The following is a 20,263-nucleotide window of genomic DNA, read 5'->3' as shown; positions in this document are numbered from 1 at the left end:
TTAAAATAGCACTTGCGCAAGCAGGCCAGGTGATCGCGGCTGGACAGACGAAAGGGTTCAGACGAGGAAAGTCCGGGCTTCACAGGGCAGGATGCCGGATAACGTCCGGTGGAGGCGACTCCCAGACCAGTGCAACAGAAATAAACCGCCATGGCTTGCCATGGTAAGGGTGGAAAGGCAGTGTAAGAGACTACCGCCGTCCTGGTAACAGGCCGGGCACATGTAAACTCCATTCGAAGCAAGACCGAGCAGAAAGCGATACGGCGGCCCGTCGTGCTTTCAGGTAGGTCGCTTGAGCCTTTCGGCAACGGAAGGCCTAGACAGATGATCACTCAACGACATAACCCGGCTTATCGGTCTGCTTGCGTATTTAAGAATCGGATTGTATCATACAATATGATATTTAACCTGGGAAGATTCAGTTCTGCTGGATTTTCTCAGGTTTTTTGCTTTATAGGAAATTACTCCGTAATGTTCCGATAAAGCAAAAAACGCTCCGCGAGGATGCGACCAGATGGACAGGAAATTTCACCGGAATTTTCTGTTACAAAAAAGTGGAAGCTGTATTCAGCTTCCACAATAAAATATCAATATTGTTATAAAAACCAATAATTTACAGAGACAACTTACTTATTTCTGTGACCGGAGTATTTCTCCTCACAATATTTACATCTGTAAACCTCATTCTCCTCATCTGCCAGAACAAACACCTGATCCAGTCCCTGCTCAATGGAAGTGATGCAGCGGGGATTCTTACATCTGATTACGTTTACAACCTGCTTCGGAAGACGAAGGTCTTTTTTCTCAACAATCTTCTCATCTTTAATAATATTTACGGTGATATTGTGATCAATGAAACCAAGGATATCCAGATCCAGATCTTCAATCGGGCACTCAACCTTGATGATGTCCTTTTTGCCCATCTTATTACTCTTTGCGTTCTTGATGATCGCAACGGTACAATCAAGCTTGTCAAGCTTCAGGTCATGATAAATAGTCATAGCCTTGCCGGCTTTGATATGGTCTAATACGAAACCTTCACGAAGTGCTCCAACATTTAACATGGCAGTTCCACCTCCAATAATGTAAGAATCAGGGCCATACGAACATATACACCGTACTGGGCCTGTTTAAAGTATGCAGCTCTCGGATCGCTGTCCACTTCAACAGAAATTTCGTTAACACGAGGAAGCGGATGAAGAATGTACATGTCATCCTTTGCAAGGGAAAGCTTCTGCTTGTCCAGTATGTAGAAATCCTTCATACGAACATAGTCTTCCTCATTGAAGAAACGCTCTTTCTGAACACGTGTCATGTAAAGAATGTCAAGCTCCGGAATTGCATCCTCCAGACGTTCTACTTCTATGAACTCGATGTTGTTCTTCTTCAGTACGTCTTCACGGATATAGCTGGGAATACGAAGCTCTTCCGGAGAAATCAGTACGAATTTAACATTGTTGTAGCGAACCAGCGCCTCGATCAGAGAGTGAACGGTACGTCCGAATTTCAGATCTCCGCACAGACCGATGGTAATGTTGTCAAGACGTCCCTTTAAGGAACGGATGGTAAGTAAGTCTGTAAGAGTCTGGGTTGGATGCTGATGACCACCGTCACCGGCATTGATAACAGGAATATTAGAAACCATAGAAGCTACCAGCGGAGCACCTTCTTTGGGATGACGCATAGCACAGATATCTGCATAGCAGGAAACAACACGAATGGTATCGGCAACAGTTTCCCCTTTCGCTGCGGAACTGGAATCTGCAGATGAGAAACCAAGAACCTTACCGCCAAGGTTCATCATAGCAGCTTCAAAACTGAGACGGGTACGGGTACTTGGCTCATAGAAAAGTGTGGCAAGCCGTTTGTCGTCACAGGTATGTGCGTATTTTTTGGGGTTTTTCTCAATATCGCTGGCAAGATCCAGAAGCTTCTCAAGCTCCGGAACACTAAGGTCCAGCGGACTCATTAAGTGTCTCATGATATACCTCCGTTATGAGTGTGTGGTTTTGGGGTAGAGTGTTACGGTTCACGAAAACTCTTTCAAAAAGGATCTTCTGTGAGTGGTAACGCAAAATCTCTTCGACCTATCATATACTACTTGGAATGATTTTTCAAGAAGATTTTGTAAGTATTTTTTCGAAAAACAGTCCAGTGAGAAACCAGACCGGGAGATAGTCCAGACGGATGATTCCTTTGTACTGATGGGGCACTCCGGAATAGTCCCAGGGGCACATGTGAAAAGCCTGCAGGATAGAACCGCTGGTAAATTCTGCCAGGTAAAATCCGGCAGTATAAAGGGAGCCGCGCAGAAGTGCCGGAAGGCTTTTCAGCTTTTTGTATACAGGCAGAATCAGGGATGCACAGCCATAAATGGGGAACATAAGAAGAGAGGTAGTGCCTTTCATGGAAGCATCTCCCCGGAGCAGGGAATGGAGCCCGGTCCAGAGAATCTCCAGACACAGGCCAGTAAAACCACAGAAGAGAAAAGGGTATTTTTTCATATGCTTGGTCTCCTTGGGTAAAATGATAAAAATAACATTCCCATTCTTGCTAAATTTATGCTGCAAGGTTATAATGGAGAGAAAAAGATATTTGATAAACGAGGAGCTTTTATTATGAACTATCAGGAATGCCGTGCATACATCGATGATTCGGCGAAATACGGTTCTGTGCTGGGACTTGATAATATGCGTGAAATGCTGGACAGGCTTGGAAATCCACAGGATGCAGTCCCTTATGTTCACGTAGCCGGAACCAATGGAAAGGGTTCCGTGATTGCTTATTTATACACCACTCTTACCCGGGCAGGCTATAAAGTGGGCAGATACATATCTCCAACTCTTTATTCTTACAGAGAACGTCTTGAGATTGCCGGTGAGAAGATCTCACAGGAAGATTTTGCAAAGTATGTGACAGAAATTTCCAGGTCAATTGATCAGATGACAGCGGTTGGCATGAATCATCCCACCCCTTTTGAGATTGAGACCGCAGCAGCGTTTTTATATTTTAAGGAAGAAAATTGTGATCTGGTCCTTCTGGAGACCGGAATGGGCGGTAATCTGGATGCCACCAATATTGTGAAGAATACCAAACTGGCTGTGCTGGTTTCTATCAGCATGGATCATATGTCATTTCTTGGAAATACCCTTGGAGAAATCGCAGAGAAGAAGGCGGGAATTATCAAACCTGGCTGCCTGGTTGTGACCACAAAGCAGAAGCCGGAAGCGGCACAGGTGATTGCAGATACCTGCAACAAGCTTCATGTACCCTGTGTGGTATCTGACCCTGATGAGGCTGTTTTGGAAAAAGAGAGCGTATTCGGTCAGACCTTTTCTTATAAAGGAGAGAAATTTGCAATTTCCCTTGCCGGTGTTTACCAGAAAGAAAATGCAGTGCTGGCATTAAACGCCCTTGAAGAACTGGACAGACTTGGCTGGACTACTACCATGGAACAGCGGAAGGACGGTCTTCTCCACACAAGCTGGAAGGGAAGATTTACGGTTATCAATAAAAAGCCTCTTTTTATTGTAGACGGCGCTCACAATGCCGGAGCAGCCGACAAGATGGCAGAATCTGTCCGGCACTATTTTAATGGGAAAAAACTGATCTATATTATGGGGGTTTTTGCAGACAAGGAATATAAGATTGTCCTTGAAAAAACAGCCCATTTTGCAGAAAAAATCTATACCATAGAGACACCGGATAATCCCCGTGCACTGCCGGCAGAGGAACTGGCGAAGGCGGCAAGGGTATATAATTCCAGTGCCGAGAGTACAAAAAGTATAAAAGATGCTGTAGAAAAGGCATTTTCCTGTGCAGGAGATGACGAGAACAGTGTGATTCTGGCATTTGGTTCACTTTCCTTTATTGGAGCGCTTACAAATGCGGTGGAAGAATATGTCGGATAAGTGTCAGGTACTGAAATGGCAGCGTGTTACTGGTCACGGAGTGAACAGTAATGGCAGTACATTGTGGAAATTGAAGTGTGCAGCAGCTGAATTTGCATGATTAAATACAAAAACTGGAGAGAAAACAATATGACAGATTTGCAGGAATGCAGACGAAAAATAGATGAAATTGACAATCAGATGGTGGAACTTTTTGAGAAGCGGATGAAGGTCTGCGAGGAGGTTGCAGAGTATAAGATCCATACCGGAAAGAAAGTGCTGGATCCGGAGAGAGAGCATGCCAAACTGGAAGAGATCAGGAAAAAAGCGCACGGTGAGTTCAACGAACTTGGAGCCCAGGAGCTTTTTCAGCAGATCATGGCCATCAGCAGAAAGCGTCAGTATCAGCTTCTCACCGAATATGGTCCGAAAGAAAAGGAAGACTTCCAAATGGTGGAGCAGCTTCCCAGAAATAATGTGACTGTTGTTTTCCAGGGGGTAGAGGGCGCCTACAGCTATGGAGCCATGCGCGCCTACTTTCAGGAAGACATTGAGAGCTATCATGTGAAGCTGTTCCGGGATGCCATGGAAGAAGTTGCAGCAGGAAGAGCAGATTACGCAGTCCTTCCTATTGAAAATTCCACAGCTGGGATTGTGGCAGATATTTATGACCTTTTGACAGAATATAATCTGTTTATCGTGGGAGAGCAGATCCTGAAGGTTGAGCATGTACTGCTTGGCCTGCAGGAGGCTGAGCTTTCCGATATTGCCGGGGTATATTCCCATCCTCAGGGGCTCGCCCAGTGTAAGGAATATCTGGAAGAGCATAGAGATTGGAAAACCACAGCCGTAACCAACACCGCCGCAGCGGCCAAAAAGGTCAGCGCAGATCAGGATAAGACTCACGCCGCAATTGCCAGCAGGGCTGCTGGAGAGATTTATAATCTGAAGGTTCTGGCAGAGAATATCTGCAAAAATGACAGCAATGTGACCAGATTTATTATTCTGGCAAAGAAACCGGTTTATGAGAACAACAGCTCCAGGATTAGTGTATGCTTCGAGGCACGTCATGCAAGCGGAACTCTTTACAATGTACTTTCCCATATGATCTATAATGGTCTGAATATGACCAAGATCGAGTCCCGGCCTATTCCGGGAAAAACCTGGGAATACCGTTTCTTCGTGGACTTCGAGGGAAACCTGCGGGACAGCGCGGTAAAGAATGCACTGCGGGGCATGGAAGCAGAGACCAGCTATTTGAAAATTCTGGGCAATTATTAGAGTGTGTTTGAAAAAGGCTTTCTGCAAAATCTCCCGCAAAGTGGGGCGTGCGGGAATGATTTTTCAAACACGCTCTAGAGCCGGTTATAGCTGCGAAGGCAGAGAGTGGCAGCAATTTCATTTATTGTTAAAATTAACCAAAGAATTTAAGAAAATTTTATCTGTTTTTAATATAAGAAAAGTAAAATGAAAAACGGTGCAAATGCGTGAGCCTGTATATCCGAAAGTATGCTGCCATGAATTGTGCGGGCAGCAAAAGGGAGAAGAGACACGTAAATGCGTCATGGAATTGAGAGGAAACAAAAATGGCAAGAACAGAAGAATGTATCCTTTACCGCAATTTCGACAACGGTGAGGTACTGGACATAATGACATCACTGATGAACAGCTATGAGGCTGGTGAAGAAGGCTTTGAGAATCGGAAAGAGGAATTTTTCCATATGGCAGGAAGCCTGGTGGAAATGGCAGGAATGTATGGGTTTTCCGGGAATCTGTGGCACACTTATCTGACACAGCTTCTTGTCAATCACGAGAATGCATTCAGTACCGCTTCCGAGATCAGAGGGGTAGTGGAGGGAAGCATTAACCATCTGGCTCTCCATGATTTTGGGATTTTCAAAGAACTTTATGACTTTGATCTTGCTGTTTTTGACAGTGCGTTTGGAACAGACTGTGCTGATTTTCTCTGTAATTATGTGAATACAGGATGTAACAGCAAGGTATACAACCAGCGTATCTGCGACAGAATCTGTGATATGAGCAAAACACTGGCAGAGGCTTCTACAGTGGAAGAGTTTATGGCAGATATGGTGCAGTTCTACAAAGATTTCGGCGTAGGTAAGCTGGGATTGAACAAGGCATTTCGTATTGAGCATGGCAAGGATGGCAAGCCGGTGATCACACCGATTACCAGAATCGCCCATGTGAATCTGGATGATCTGGTTGGATATGAAATCCCCAAGCAGAAACTGATCGAGAACACGGAGGCTTTTGTAAGAGGAAGAAAGGCCAACAACTGCCTGCTTTTTGGTGATGCAGGAACTGGTAAATCTTCCAGTATCAAAGGTATCCTGAACCGTTATTATGACGAAGGACTTCGTATTATCGAGGTGTACAAGCACCAGTTCCAGGATCTGAATGATGTGATCGCACAGATCAAAAACCGTAATTACAAATTTATTCTTTATATGGATGATCTTTCCTTTGAGGAATTTGAAATCGAATATAAATATCTGAAAGCAGTGATCGAGGGCGGTCTTGAGAAAAAGCCGGACAACATCCTGATCTATGCAACCAGCAACAGACGTCATCTTGTTCGGGAGAAATCCGGGGATAAGCTGGAGGTGGCAGACGATGAAGATCTGCATTCCTCCGATACTGTGCAGGAGAAGCTTTCTCTGGTTTACCGTTTTGGCGTGCGTATTTATTTTGGTGCACCGAATAAGAAGGAATTCCAGAATATTGTTACTACACTTGCAGAGCGCTATGGTGTTACAATGCCTGCAGAGGAGCTTCTGATGAAGGCAAACGCCTGGGAGCTTTCTCACGGCGGTCTCACTGGAAGAACGGCGCAGCAGTTTATTGATCATGTTCTGGGAACAAGTGAGGAACAGTAAAAGAATACCAGAGATTATCTGAAATTTATACCTGTGCAACCGAATTCGGGTGAAATCTCCCGCAAAGTGGGGCGTGCAGATTGCGGGAATGATTTTTTAAACAGGCTCTAGGTTTTGGCGAAAGCGGGCAGTACAATAGAAAAAGCTTTTGCTTGTGTCTGACTTACAGGCACAGATAGAAGAAATAATCCTTGGCAGGAGGGAAAAACGTATGGCAGTGACCACATTTGCGGCAATTGATATCAGTTCCTATGAGATCACCATGAAAATTTTTGAATTTTCCAAAAAGGGTGGTTTCCGGACTGTGGACGATATCCGGTATCGTCTGAATCTTGGAGTAGGGGTATATTCCGGCGGAACCATGGAAGTGGATAAGGTAGATACTATTTGTGAAGTACTTAACGACTTTAAGAGAATCATGGCAGAGTACGGTGTGAAAGAATACCGCGCCTGTACCACAAGTGTTTTCCGTGAGATGAAGAATCCGCTGATTATCATTGAACAGATTTTCAGAAGAACCGGAATTCATGTGGAGGTTTTAAGCAATGCCGAGCAGCATTTTCTGGGCTATAAATCTATTGCGGCCATTGAGAATGGTTTTAAGAAAATGATCCAGAAAGGAACCGCTATTCTGGATGTGGGTGGTGGAAACCTGCAGATTTCCCTGTTTGACAAAGATGCGCTTGTAACCACCCAGAGCCTGAAAATGGGAAGCGTGCGTATCCGTCAGCGACTGAAAGAGCTGGAGAAAACCAATACGAATTATGCACAGCTGGTGGAGGAGTTTATCCGTAATGACCTGACCGGGTTTAAGCGTCTTTATCTGAAAGACCGAGAGATAAAGAATTTGATCCTTATGGGGGATTTTCTTACTGAGACTATTTTCCGTGAGGAGAGACAGGACAACATTATTACACGGGCTGAGTTCGAGAAGCGGTATGAGAATACGGTTTATAAGACCGAGACTTCACTGTCAGAGGAAATGGATATTGATCCGGAGTATGCCGCTTTGATTGTGCCAACTATGGTTATCTGTAAAGATTTTATGGATCTTTTCAATGCAGAAGCGCTTTGGATGCCAGGTGTATCTCTTCTTGATGGTATTGCCTATGATTTCGGGGAAAAGAAGAATTTTATTAAGAGTGCACACAATTTTGAAAATGATATTCTGGTGGCAGCCAGAAACATTGCCAAACGTTATTCTACTGGAAAGGATCATATTAAGGGCACTACCGACCTTGCCCTGGCGATTTTTGACAACATGAAGAAAGTGCACGGAATGGGAGACAGAGAGCGCCTGCTTCTTCAGATCGCAGTGCAGCTTCATGACTGTGGCAAATATATCAGTATGGGAGATGTGGCAGAGTGCTCCTATCAGATCATTATGGCTACGGAGATCATTGGACTTTCCACAGAAGAACGTCAGATCATAGCAAATGCGGTGCGCTACAATACCGCAGAATTTGTTTATTACAGCGAGATCGCAGGAGAGGTCGGAATGGATCGTTCCGTATATCTTCTGATCGCCAAGCTGACTGCAATCCTTCGTATTGCAAATGCTATGGATCGCAGCCATTATCAGAAGGTAAAGAATATGAAGGCTATGCTGAAGGACAGAACTCTGCTTCTTACAGTTGATTCTGAGCAGGATATCTCCCTGGAGCTTGGACTTCTTATGGATAAAGTTGAATTTTTTGAAGAGGTATTTGGTATCCGTCTGGTATTCAGACGTAAGAGAAAAGTGTGAGGAGGGGCACAATGGATCTGAAAAATTTTGAAAAACCGGAGTATTTTGTGAACAGGGAGTTGAGCTGGCTGAAGTTTGACGACCGTGTTCTCTCAGAAGCAAGAGATAAAAGTCTGCCATTGTTTGAAAGACTGAAATTTACCAGCATTGTATCTTCCAATCTGGATGAGTTTTACATGGTTCGTGTGGCTTCCCTGAAAGACCAGGTTCATGCTGGTTATGAGAAAACAGATATTGCAGGAATGGGACCAAAAGAGCAGCTGAAGGAGATCAGTGTCCAGACACATGAACTCGTCCGTTCCCAGTACAGCACTCTGAACCGTTCCCTTCTTCCGGCACTTGAGAAGGTGGGGCTTCATCTGGTGATGGAGCACGAGAAATTAAACGAAGAACAGCAGGAGTATGTGGACCGTTATTTCGAGGATAATGTTTATCCGGTTCTTACCCCTATGGCAATGGATTCTTCCAGACCTTTCCCATTGATTCGAAATAAGACATTGAATATTGGCGCCTTGATCTCCAAGAAGGATAAGAAAAAGGGCAAGGATGTACTGGTATTTGCTACTGTCCAGGTGCCGTCTGTACTGCCGCGTGTGGTTGTTATTCCATCCGGGGATAAAGAGGACACTACTGTGATCCTTCTGGAGGAGATTATCGAGCGCAATATTGACAAGCTTTTCCTTGGATATGATGTGGTTTGTGCACATCCTTACCGTATTATGAGAAATGCGGATCTTTCCATCGATGAGGACGGGGCGGAGGATCTTCTGGTGGAAATCCAGAAGCAGCTGAAGAAGCGCCAGTGGGGTGAGGTGATCCGCTTGGAAGTGGAGGATAAGACGGACTCCAGACTTCTTGGCATTCTGAAAAAGGAATTTGACATTAAAGAAGAGGATATTTTCTATATTAACGGACCACTGGACCTTACCATGCTGATGAAGGTTTATGGACAGGATGGCTTTGATCAGTACAAAGAGCCGAAATATACCCCTGCTGTAGTGCCTGCATTTGCAGATACCAGCAAGGATATTTTCCAGGTGATCCGTGAGGGTGATGTGTTCTTACACCATCCATACATGAGCTTTGATCCGGTGGTAAATTTTGTGCGCCAGGCGGCAAAGGATCCGGATGTACTTGCGATTAAGCAGACGTTGTACCGTGTCAGCGGAAATTCCCCGATCATTGCAGCACTTGCCCAGGCAGCGGAGAATGGCAAACAGGTTTCGGTTCTGGTAGAGCTGAAAGCACGTTTTGATGAGGAACATAATATTGTGTGGGCGAAAATGCTGGAAAAAGCAGGCTGTCATGTTATTTATGGTCTTGTTGGCCTGAAAACACACAGTAAGATTACTTTGGTGGTTCGCCGTGAGGATACCGGAATCCGCCGTTATGTCCATCTGGCAACTGGTAACTATAACGACTCTACTGCAAAGCTTTATACGGACTGCGGCATTTTTACCTGTGATGAGCGCTTCGGCGAGGATGCAACTGCAGTGTTTAACATGCTTTCCGGATATTCTGAGCCGAAGAACTGGAATCGTCTGATCGTGGCACCAATCTGGATGAAGGATCGTTTCCTGAAGCTGATCGAGAGAGAGGCAGAGCACGCGAAGAAGGGAATGCCGGCTATGATCGTAGCGAAGATGAACTCTCTTTGTGATCCGAAGATCATTGCAGCTCTTTATCATGCATCTTCCTGTGGCGTGCAGATTTACCTGCTGATCCGAGGCATCTGCTGTCTGAGAGTGGGAATCCCGGGTGTGAGCGAGAATATCCATGTGCGTTCTATCGTAGGAAACTTCCTGGAGCACAGCCGTATCTTTTATTTCCACAATAATGGCAGCGACGAGATTTATATGGGAAGTGCGGACTGGATGCCACGTAACCTGGACCGCCGCGTGGAGATCGTTTTCCCGGTTGAGGACGAGCAGATCAAGAATGAGATCAAGCATGTTCTGGATCTGGAGTTCCGTGATAATGTGAAAGCTCATATTCTTCAGCCTGATGGAACCTATGAGAAGCAGGATAAGAGAGGCAAGCTTCTGATTAATTCCCAGATGGAGTTCTGCAGGGAAGCCACTGAGAAAGCAGAAGTGTTAAAGAAAAAAGAGAAACATGAAAATTCCAGAGTCTTCATCCCGGCAGAACCGGCGGAGGATGTGGAAGAGTAAGAAGTTGAAGTGAATTAGGAAAAATAAGGAAAGCCGCTGTATTGTGATGTGAGATTATAATACGGAGGCTTCCTTCGTTTGTTTGCAAAATTTAACCAAAATGTACTTGAAATAGAAGAAAGAATATTTTATTATTAAATTAGTCCAGTTTATCACGGTAAACCGGAAAAATATTTTAACGAAGGAGGAGCATTATGAGTAAGAAAATGTGGAAAAAGCTTTCTACACTTTTGCTTATGGTTGTTATGGTGTTGACTATGAGCCTTTCGGTCCAGGCAGCAGCCGTAAAAATGAATAAGGCAAAAGCAACCCTGTATCCAGGCCAAAAAGTTACACTCAAGGTTACAGGAACCAGTAAAAAAGCAAAATGGTCCAGCTCAAATGCAAAAGTAGCAAAAGTAAGCAAAGGTAAAGTTACCGCAGTGAAAAAAGGTAAGGCTACGATCAAAGCCAAAGTAGGAAAGAAGACCTACACCTGTAAGATTACGGTAAAAGCACCGGCTCTGAGCCAGAAAAAGCTGAATGTAACAGTTGGCTCAAAAGCAACTGTAAAGCTGCATGGAACAAAGATCAAATCTGTATCCAGCAGTAATAAGAAAGTTGCGACTGTTACCAAAAAAGGTGTGATCACAGGTAAAAAGACAGGAAAATGTACCGTTACATTTAAGGGTGCGAATGGAAAAAGCTACAAATGCACAGTAACTGTCAACGTAGCCCCAACTGCAACCCCGGCACCAACCGCAACTCCAGTGCCAACTGCGACTCCGGCACCAACCGCAACTCCGGTGCCAACTGCAACTCCGGCACCAACCGCGACTCCAGTGCCGACTGCAACCCCGGCACCAACTGCAACTCCAACCCCTACTCCAATTACTCAGCAGGTGGTTTCCACTCAGGCTGAACTGAATGCAGCACTCGCTTCTTCTAATCCGGATCTGAAAGAAGTAGTAATTGAGCAGAGTGGAGCAAGCAGCTTCGAAATTCCAAAGGAAGACAAGTCTGATTTAACACTTGTAGTAAATGCACCAAACGGCGAAGTTGTCAACAATGGTAATTTCAAAGAAATTGTAATCAAAGCAATTGCATCCAATACCTTTATTGAGAAAGCAACTGGCAATAACATTATATTCCAGGCAGCAACCGGACGTGTGGCAATTGATGAAGGCGCAAGCGCAAACATCGAAGTAAACAAAGGTGAGTCCGAAGCACCAAAGCTTGATCTGGTAAATAACGGAACTGTATCCGAACTTACCCTGTCCACAAAGGCAGATGTAAATGTATCCGGCAAAAACACCGCAGCAGCAATCCCTGTTACCAGTACAGCTTCAGCAGGCGGAAGTACTATTTCCACCAGCCAGAACCTGAACCTGAAAGCTGAGAGCAAGGTTGAACTGACTCTGAATGCAGGTGCAGAAAATACAACTGCGACCGTATCAGATGCAGCCAACATTCCAGATGTAAAGGGTCTTGGAAAAGTACCGGTAAAAGATTCTGATTCTGGTAAGATTCTGGATACTGTAGTGGCAGAGAAAGATGAAACTGTAAAAGTTAATAAGGTTTCTGTAAGTGGTAAAGTAGTAACGGCAGAGGACAAGGCACCGTTTGCTGGTGCTTCTGTATACCTGTTAAACTATGCGGCAGGAATCAACAAAGGAAATGTTTCCCAGTACCTGACAGAAGAAAATAAAGTAGCAGATACCGCTGAAGATGGAACATACGCGTTTGAAGCAGAATGGGGAAATTACTGGTTTGTAGTGAAGGCGGAAGGATATCGCACAGTACTTCAGACTGTAGAAATCACAAGTGCTTATGAAAATGCATTCAGCAACGAACAGGTAGAACTTGTTGCAGGTGAAGATGATGCAACTGGTAATATTGAACTTACTCTTGTAGATGCAGCAACCGGAGATGCTATTGATTATGCAGTTGCCCTGGAGATTCGTGAAGGAGCAAATAACGTATCCGGTAACATTTTGAAAGAGATTGCAGTAGAGGCTTCTGCAAGTGGAAAATGTGCAATTGAAGAGCTTCCGATTGGCTCCTATACCATTCAGGTAGTATCGGCTGATGAGAAATCTGAAATTGTAGCAGCACCGTTTAGTGTAACTGTAACAGCTGGACAGACTATAACCAAGACTTTCTCTGTTACAAGAATCATCAATGATGACCAGATCCGTTTCGTCTTAAGATGGGGTGATGAAGAGTCAGGTGCACCGTCTGACCTGGATTCTCATCTGGTAGGACCGAGAGTAAAAGGAATTGGAAACTTCCATACTTATTACAGTGATAAGACATATGAAGAATATGATGACGAAGACGGTTATGTAAAATATGCAGATCTGGATGTAGATGATGTAAGCTGGGAAGGCCCGGAAACAACAACCATTTACAAACAGACCGCAGGAACCTATCGTTTCTACATTTATGATTTTTCAGATCAGGAAGATGAAGAGAGCAAGAATATGTCTGATAAGTCTGGTGCGATCGTTACGGTTTACAGGGGAAGCACTCTTCTGAATACGTTTAGTGTACCGACAGGTCAGTCTGGAAATCTGTGGCATGTATGCGATTATGATTCTGTTACAGGCAGAGTAACCAGTGTTAATACAGTTGGTTATTGGCCGAATGATGGAAGCAGTACTGTTGGAATGTCTGAGGCAGAAGTGCTGCGAGACAGTTTAAGCCGTAAGATTAGTGACATTCAGGATTATGATTTCGTGCTTGCAGACAATGCGTATAAAGCAAACATGAAAACAGTTCTCGCAGAAGCTGAAAATCTGGCGGATAACGCTGAAAACATGGATGATATTCGGGCGATGATTCAGAAACTTGAAGAGATCAAGAACGATATTCAGAGCGTGGGAACTATTGAGAATGTAAAACTTGATGGCGAATATGTTGATTGGGAAACTATAGGGGATGAAGATCATTATATTGTAAATGGAATTCGTATAATGGGAGTAAATAATACTCCAGGAGAAATTGAAGTAGCATTTACGAATACATCTGATGATCCTCTTGAGGTTCGGAGCGAAGATGTTTCCGGACAGGATTATATAAAAGTAATCACAGTTACCAATACTGTAAGTGGTATTTCCAGAATATGGAAATTATATTATGATATTGATTTGTCAAGTATATTCAGACTTACAGAAGACGATATTGTTGGCGAATTGATTACGGATGTTTCTGTAAGTTGTGATGCAAAATATGGCTATATTTATCTGAGTGGTGTTGCTGATTCTATACCTGAATTTACAGTAACTGTTTCAGAGGGAATTACCTATAGTATTAATTGGAATGCGGAAGACTATGCGGCAGTTATTACTATGAACAAAGATGGTGACTCATATGAGTATCGCGTTTCCTACAATAAGGATACAAATATTACAAGCCCTATGAATGGAAATATCAGTGGAAAAGGTATTATTTGTTCTTATGTAGATACATATGAAAAAGTTATCACAATAACAGGAACTGAAGAAGCATTAACAGATGTTGTGATGCGTGAATATACTGACAGAACAACAGAAGTTGTTAAAAATGAACAGGGTATTGTAGAGTCTGTTGTTGTGACAAATACAAAGTATAATGTTTCTGACACATATTCTGTAGAGTATGTTAAGGTGGAAGCACCTGCCCCTGAGAATGGAACAGAATACGAAGTTACGCTGGATGACGGACAGGTTCAGTATTATGCGTTTACTCCGGAAATAACAGGATACTATACAATCGGAGATCCGGACAGAACAGAGCTCGACATAACAATTAATCTGTATGAAGAGGGAGCGCTTCGGGCTAATACATGGTCTAACTACCTGAGTGGTATTTATATGGAAGCTGGTAGAACCTATTACATCAGCGTAAGCCAGGATATGAGTGATTTGCCATATACATTCAGCTTTAAAGTTGTATTAGAGGAAGAGGATAACGATAATACAGATACCCTTTCTGAGCAGGAAGCCGAAGGCTTCGCCGACGAAACCACAGCAGCCGACACCGAAGCAGCCACATTTGGTGACGAAAGCTTCGTAGAAGAAAGCGAAACTGCTCCAGAAGCGGATGGCTTCACAGCAGAGGGTGGCTTCGAGGAAAGCACAGAAGAAAATGCAGAAGCTGACGCCGATGCACTTGCGTTCGAGGATTTTCAGTAAAAAAATTAAGATTCTGACTGTCTAAGGTCTGAATCCGGACGCCGCAAGGTTGACGAAAAAAGTCGCTTTGCGGCGCCTTTTTGCACAAAAAGAGAAGGCATAACCCAGGCAGGAATATATTCAGACAACAAAAAACTCCCGAATCACTTCGGAAGTTCCTAGCAGCCAGTACGAGAATCGAACTCGTGTTTTCGCCGTGAGAGGGCGACGTCTTAACCCCTTGACCAACTGGCCATGTAAGCGGTTCGCTTAACATATGTATTCAATTTGTCGGAAAATAAAGCAGCCAGTACGAGAATCGAACTCGTGTTTTCGCCGTGAGAGGGCGACGTCTTAACCCCTTGACCAACTGGCCATGTCAACCGACTCGCTTAGTATATCTTACTTTGCAGGAGAATGCAAGCACTTTTTTTATTTTTTTTGCGAAAAATTGAAAAACTCCGAAAAAAGCCAGGAAATAAGCGGGTTTGCGGTGTCAAAAAAATTTTAAACAAAATAGAAAACCCAAATTTTACTTGCAAAAATACCATAAACTGGGGTATGATATAGAACGAATGTTTGAACAGAAGATAAGAATGGAAAAGAAGCGGACATACTGTCCGCTTTTCACAACCATTGGAATAAATGCTGAAGCCCAGACAGTGCATCATGAAATGTAGAGCTGTAAATGAAATGAGCAGTTATTTCGTGCACTTACAAGTTGATTTCTCGAACAATCCTGTCGGTACACTGGATGCATAAAAGAAGAATATGGGACAGCAGAGTCTGAAGTTACTGTTCACTGGTAACAGTCTGAATGATAGTAAGAAAGGAATTAACACCATGGCAAAGAAAGACACTTACGACGCGGGTAGTATTTCTGTCCTGGAAGGATTGGAAGCTGTTCGGAAACGTCCGGGAATGTACATCGGAAGCGTATCCAGAAAAGGCCTGAACCACCTGATCTATGAGATCGTGGACAATGCGGTAGATGAACATCTGGCCGGTTACTGTTCTGAAATTGAAGTAACACTGGAGAAAGACGGCTCCTGTACGGTCACTGATAATGGACGAGGAATTCCGGTAGATATGCATGCGAAAGGGGTATCTGCAGAGCGTCTTGTATTTACCACCCTCCATGCAGGCGGTAAATTTGACAACTCTGCTTATAAGACAAGCGGTGGACTTCATGGCGTTGGTTCTTCCGTTGTAAATGCCCTGTCCACATATCTGGATATTAAGATCAGCCGTGATGGATTTGTACATCACGATCATTATGAGAGAGGTATCCCCACGATTGAACTGGAAGAGGGACTTCTCCCCAGGCTTGGCAAGACCAGACAGACCGGAACCTGCGTGAATTTTCTTCCGGACCCGGAGATTTTTGAAAAAACAAGATTTTCATCCACAGAAGTAAAGAGCCGTCTCCATGAGACTGCATACCTGAATCCCAACCTTACCATTCATTTCATGGATCTTCGTGGTGATACTCCTGAAGATATCACTTATCATGAGCCAGATGGAATCGTGGGATATATCAAAGACCTGAATCACAATTCCGAAGCCCTCCACGAACCGATTTATCTGAAAGGAGAAGCTGACGGAATCCAGGTAGAAGCAGCATTTCAGTACACCAACGAATTTCGTGAGAACGTACTTGGCTTCTGCAATAATATTTACAATGCAGAAGGTGGCACTCATCTTACCGGATTTAAAACAACCTTTACAACGGTGATGAATACTTACGCTCGTGAGATCGGTATTCTGAAGGAAAAAGATGCTAATTTCACAGGAGCGGATATCCGTAATGGAATGACAGCGGTTGTTTCCATCAAGCACCCGGAGCCACGCTTTGAGGGGCAGACCAAGACCAAACTGGACAATCAGGATGCAGCCCGCGCCACGGGAAAAGTAATGTCTGAGCAGCTGGTACTCTATTTTGACCGAAACCTGGAAACCTTGAAGACCATTTTGTCCTGTGCGGAAAAGGCCGCCAAGATCCGTAAGACAGAGGAGCGTGCCAAGACCAACCTTCTCACCAAGCAGAAATATTCTTTCGATTCCAATGGAAAGCTTGCCAATTGCGAGAAAAAAGATCCTTCACTTTGTGAAATCTTTATCGTAGAGGGAGATTCCGCTGGCGGTTCTGCAAAGACTGCCAGAGATCGTAATTACCAGGCAATTCTTCCGATCCGCGGTAAGATCCTGAATGTGGAGAAAGCCACCATTGACAAGGTGCTTGCAAACGCAGAGATCAAGACTATGATCAATGCATTTGGATGCGGATTTTCCGAAGGCTATGGAAATGACTTTGATATCACTAAACTTCGTTACGACAAGATCGTGATTATGGCCGATGCGGATGTGGATGGTGCTCATATTTCCACACTTTTGCTTACTTTATTCTATCGTTTTATGCCAGAACTGATCTACGAGGGACATGTTTATATTGCCATGCCCCCTCTTTACAAAGTAATGCCGAAGAAGGGTGCCGAAGAGTACCTGTATGATGATAAGGCACTGGAGAAATACCGCCGCAGTCACAAGCCGGGAAGCTTTACCCTCCAGAGATACAAAGGTCTTGGAGAGATGGATGCCCAGCAGCTTTGGGAGACAACCTTAAATCCGGAAACCCGGAGAATGAAGCGGGTGGAAATCGAGGATGCCCGTATGGCTTCCAGCGTGACAGAGATCCTGATGGGAAGCGACGTGCCGCCAAGAAAGGCATTTATTTACGAGCATGCAACTGATGCAGAACTGGATATTTAAGAAGGCTGAAATCCGAAAGAGCAGGATTTTTCGGACGAAAAAGCAGAATATGGTCTGAACGTAATATAGCAGAGTATTTTGCAAGAGGAGAACCTCAGATTTTAGCTTAGAGCGTGTTTGAAAAATGCTTTCTGCAAGATATAAGTCACAATTTGTGGGAGATTGCGGGAATGCTTTTTTAAACAGGCTCCAGAGCGTATTTGAAAGGAAAACAGATTATGGAAACAAAGCAGGAGAATGTAATTGCCACGGACTATGCGGACGTGATGCAAAAATCCTATATAGATTATGCCATGAGCGTTATCATTTCCAGGGCACTTCCGGATGTCCGCGATGGCCTGAAGCCGGTACAGCGAAGAACCCTGTATGATATGTACGAGCTTGGGATCCGTTACGACCGTCCATATCGTAAGTGCGCCCGTATCGTTGGAGATACCATGGGTAAATACCACCCTCACGGGGACAGCTCTATTTATGAAGCACTGGTTGTAATGGCACAGGATTTCAAGAAGGGCAAAACCCTGGTAGACGGCCACGGAAACTTCGGCTCCATTGAGGGAGACGGCGCCGCTGCCATGCGATATACAGAGGCAAGACTGGAGAAACTGACCCAGGAGGTTTTTCTGGCAGATCTTGACAAAAATGTAGTAGACTTTATGCCAAACTTCGACGAGACAGAGAAGGAGCCTCAGGTGCTTCCGGTGAAGATTCCAAACCTTCTGGTAAACGGTGCAGATGGTATCGCCGTAGGTATGGCCACCAGCATTCCGCCTCATAACCTTGGGGAGGTTGTGGATGCGGTGAAAGCTTATATAAAGAACAACGACATCAGTGTGAAAGGCCTGATGCGTTATCTGAAAGGACCGGATTTTCCTACAGGCGGTCTGGTTGTAAATAAAGATGATCTTCTGAATATTTATGAGACCGGAAGCGGCAAGCTTCGTCTCCGCGGTAAAGTGGAAGTGGAAAAAGTAAAAGGCGGCCGCCAGCAGCTGGTGATCACCGAGATTCCGTACACCATGATCGGTGCCAATATTGGAAAATTCCTTAACGACGTAGCCTCCCTTGTAGAAACCAAGAAAACCACAGATATTGTGGATATTTCCAACCAGTCCTCCAAGGAAGGAATCCGTATTGTACTGGAACTGAAAAAGGATGCAGATGTAGAGAATCTCACCAACATGCTCTACAAGAAAACCAGACTGGAAGACACTTTCGGAGTCAATATGCTGGCTGTTGCAGACGGACGTCCGGAAACCTTAAGCCTGAAGCAGGTGATAGAGCACCATGTGGATTTTGTGTTCGAGGTGACTACCCGCAAGTACAAGACTCTTCTGGGAAAAGAGCTTGAGAAAAAGGAAATCCAGGAAGGCCTTATCAAAGCCTGTGATGTAATCGATCTGATCATTGAGATCCTTCGAGGCAGCAAGAGCCGTGACCAGGTTAAGAAGTGTCTGGTAGAGGGTATCACAGAGGGAATCAAATTCAAGTCAAAAGCCAGTGAGAAAGCTGCAAAGAATCTGAAATTTACGGAGAATCAGGCTACAGCCATTCTGGAAATGCGTCTGTACCGTCTGATCGGACTGGAAATTGAGGCTCTTCAGGCAGAGTATGACCAGACTATGAAAAATATTGCTTCTTATGAAGATATTCTGAACAACTATGATTCCATGTGTGAAGTGATTATTGAAGAACTTGACGGAATCAAAAAAGAATACAGCACCAAGAGAAGAACTGTGATCGAGAACGCAGAAGAGGCAGTTTACGAAGAAAAGAAGATGGAAGAGACAGAGGTCTGCTTCCTTATGGATCGCTTCGGCTATATGCGCCTTATTGATAAGAATGCTTATGAGAGAAACAAAGAGGCTGCCCATGCAGAGAATAAATTTATTTTTACCTGTATGAATACAGACAAGATCTGCATTTTCACAGATATGGGACGCATGCATTCCATCAAAGTGGCAGACATTCCGCTGGTGCGTTTCCGTGACAAGGGAACTCCGGCTGACAATCTGAGTAACTACGACAGCAGCCAGGAGCAGATCCTTTATGTGGCACCTGCAGGGCAGGTGAAATTATCTACTCTGTTGTTCGTGACTAAGACCTCCATGTGCAAGCTTGTTGCAGGTGAGGAATTCGATGTGGCAAAGAGAACGATTGCATCTACCAAGCTGGGAGAAGAGGATCAGCTGATCTTTGTAGGTCCGGCAGATGAAATGGAACAGATAGTATTCCAGAGTCAGAATGGCTATTTCCTACGTATTCTGAAAACGGATGTTTCTACTATGAAGAAGACCTCTGTTGGTGTAAGAGGAATGAAGCTGGGGGACGGGGATGTTCTTGAGCATGCCTATCTGGTGGAACCGAGACAGGAGTACACCATCCAGTATCACGACAAGCCGTATGCATTGAACAAGGTAAAGCTGGCCAAACGTGATACCAAGGGTATGAAACCCAGAATTTAAGCAGCAGATTATGAAGAAAAGGCTGTTATACAGGTTGTGCAGCAGAAGCTCAAAAGAGCTGAAAGTAAAAGCTGTTGCTGGTGAAACAAGCTTAACAATACTGTTAAAATGGGTTAAAACCTTGTAAAATGGGCATTTATAAGAAAAAGCCCTTGCAATTTGGATTTAAAGGTGTTAGAATGATACAAGAA

At 44.3% G+C, this 20,263-nt stretch carries 11 protein-coding genes, 2 tRNA genes and 1 other RNA gene; 9 read left to right on the top strand and 5 right to left on the bottom strand.

Features of this window, described 5'->3' with window-relative positions:
* The first annotated feature begins 17 nt into the window (after positions 1-17).
* Positions 18-369: RNase P RNA component class A (gene rnpB / locus I2D69_RS03425), an RNA gene on the top strand.
* Positions 370-626: 257 nt separating this feature from the next.
* Here the strand turns inward: rnpB and I2D69_RS03420 are convergent.
* From I2D69_RS03420 to I2D69_RS03410, 3 genes are all read right to left on the bottom strand, one after another.
* Positions 627-1,064, bottom strand: coding sequence for an aspartate carbamoyltransferase regulatory subunit (locus tag I2D69_RS03420; RefSeq protein WP_118578704.1), 438 nt, complete (start codon positions 1,062-1,064; stop codon positions 627-629).
* Entirely contained in the window at positions 1,058-1,981 is a 924-nt protein-coding gene (gene pyrB / locus I2D69_RS03415; RefSeq protein WP_195379401.1) for an aspartate carbamoyltransferase, read from the bottom strand. The genes I2D69_RS03420 and pyrB overlap by 7 nt, the downstream gene beginning before the upstream one ends.
* 133 nt (positions 1,982-2,114) lie before the next feature.
* Positions 2,115-2,504, bottom strand: a complete 390-nt coding sequence (locus I2D69_RS03410) for a hypothetical protein (RefSeq protein WP_118578700.1) — start codon at positions 2,502-2,504, stop codon at positions 2,115-2,117.
* Positions 2,505-2,618: 114 nt separating this feature from the next.
* Between I2D69_RS03410 and I2D69_RS03405 the strand changes: the two genes are divergently transcribed.
* The 6 genes from I2D69_RS03405 (at position 2,619) to I2D69_RS03380 (ending at position 14,859) form a co-directional block, all read left to right on the top strand.
* Positions 2,619-3,911 (top strand): folylpolyglutamate synthase/dihydrofolate synthase family protein, encoded by a 1,293-nt coding sequence (locus I2D69_RS03405; protein WP_173735392.1) that lies wholly within the window; start codon positions 2,619-2,621, stop codon positions 3,909-3,911.
* A 129-nt stretch (positions 3,912-4,040) separates the two neighbouring features.
* Positions 4,041-5,171, top strand: coding sequence for a prephenate dehydratase (gene pheA / locus I2D69_RS03400; protein WP_173771832.1), 1,131 nt, complete (start codon positions 4,041-4,043; stop codon positions 5,169-5,171).
* A 305-nt stretch (positions 5,172-5,476) separates the two neighbouring features.
* Positions 5,477-6,787, top strand: coding sequence for an ATP-binding protein (locus I2D69_RS03395; protein WP_195379400.1), 1,311 nt, complete (start codon positions 5,477-5,479; stop codon positions 6,785-6,787).
* 211 nt (positions 6,788-6,998) lie between these two features.
* Positions 6,999-8,534, top strand: a complete 1,536-nt coding sequence (locus I2D69_RS03390; protein ID WP_195379399.1) for an HD domain-containing protein — start codon at positions 6,999-7,001, stop codon at positions 8,532-8,534.
* An 11-nt stretch (positions 8,535-8,545) separates the two neighbouring features.
* Positions 8,546-10,705, top strand: a complete 2,160-nt coding sequence (locus I2D69_RS03385; protein WP_195379398.1) for an RNA degradosome polyphosphate kinase — start codon at positions 8,546-8,548, stop codon at positions 10,703-10,705.
* A gap of 194 nt (positions 10,706-10,899) precedes the next feature.
* Complete coding sequence (locus tag I2D69_RS03380) at positions 10,900-14,859, top strand: Ig-like domain-containing protein (RefSeq protein ID WP_195379397.1); 3,960 nt, start codon at positions 10,900-10,902, stop codon at positions 14,857-14,859.
* A 162-nt stretch (positions 14,860-15,021) separates the two neighbouring features.
* Here I2D69_RS03380 and I2D69_RS03375 read toward each other — a convergent pair.
* Positions 15,022-15,093: transfer RNA gene (locus tag I2D69_RS03375), tRNA-Glu, on the bottom strand.
* 49 nt (positions 15,094-15,142) lie between these two features.
* A tRNA-Glu gene (locus I2D69_RS03370) sits at positions 15,143-15,214 on the bottom strand.
* Positions 15,215-15,681: 467 nt separating this feature from the next.
* Between I2D69_RS03370 and I2D69_RS03365 the strand changes: the two genes are divergently transcribed.
* Positions 15,682-17,607 carry a DNA gyrase subunit B gene (locus tag I2D69_RS03365; protein ID WP_148462366.1) on the top strand — a complete coding sequence of 642 codons (1,926 nt, stop codon included), beginning with the start codon at positions 15,682-15,684 and terminating at the stop codon, positions 17,605-17,607.
* 218 nt (positions 17,608-17,825) lie between these two features.
* Positions 17,826-20,072, top strand: a complete 2,247-nt coding sequence (locus I2D69_RS03360; RefSeq protein ID WP_195379396.1) for a DNA topoisomerase (ATP-hydrolyzing) — start codon at positions 17,826-17,828, stop codon at positions 20,070-20,072.
* Positions 20,073-20,263: the final 191 nt, after the last annotated feature.

The organism is Ruminococcus sp. D54t1_190329_F1 (assembly GCF_015551645.1).
GTDB classification, from domain to species: Bacteria; Bacillota; Clostridia; order Lachnospirales; family Lachnospiraceae; genus Blautia_A; species Blautia_A faecis.
Note: the sequence above shows the minus strand (reverse complement) of the source record. Positions and strands in the feature narration are given on the sequence as shown.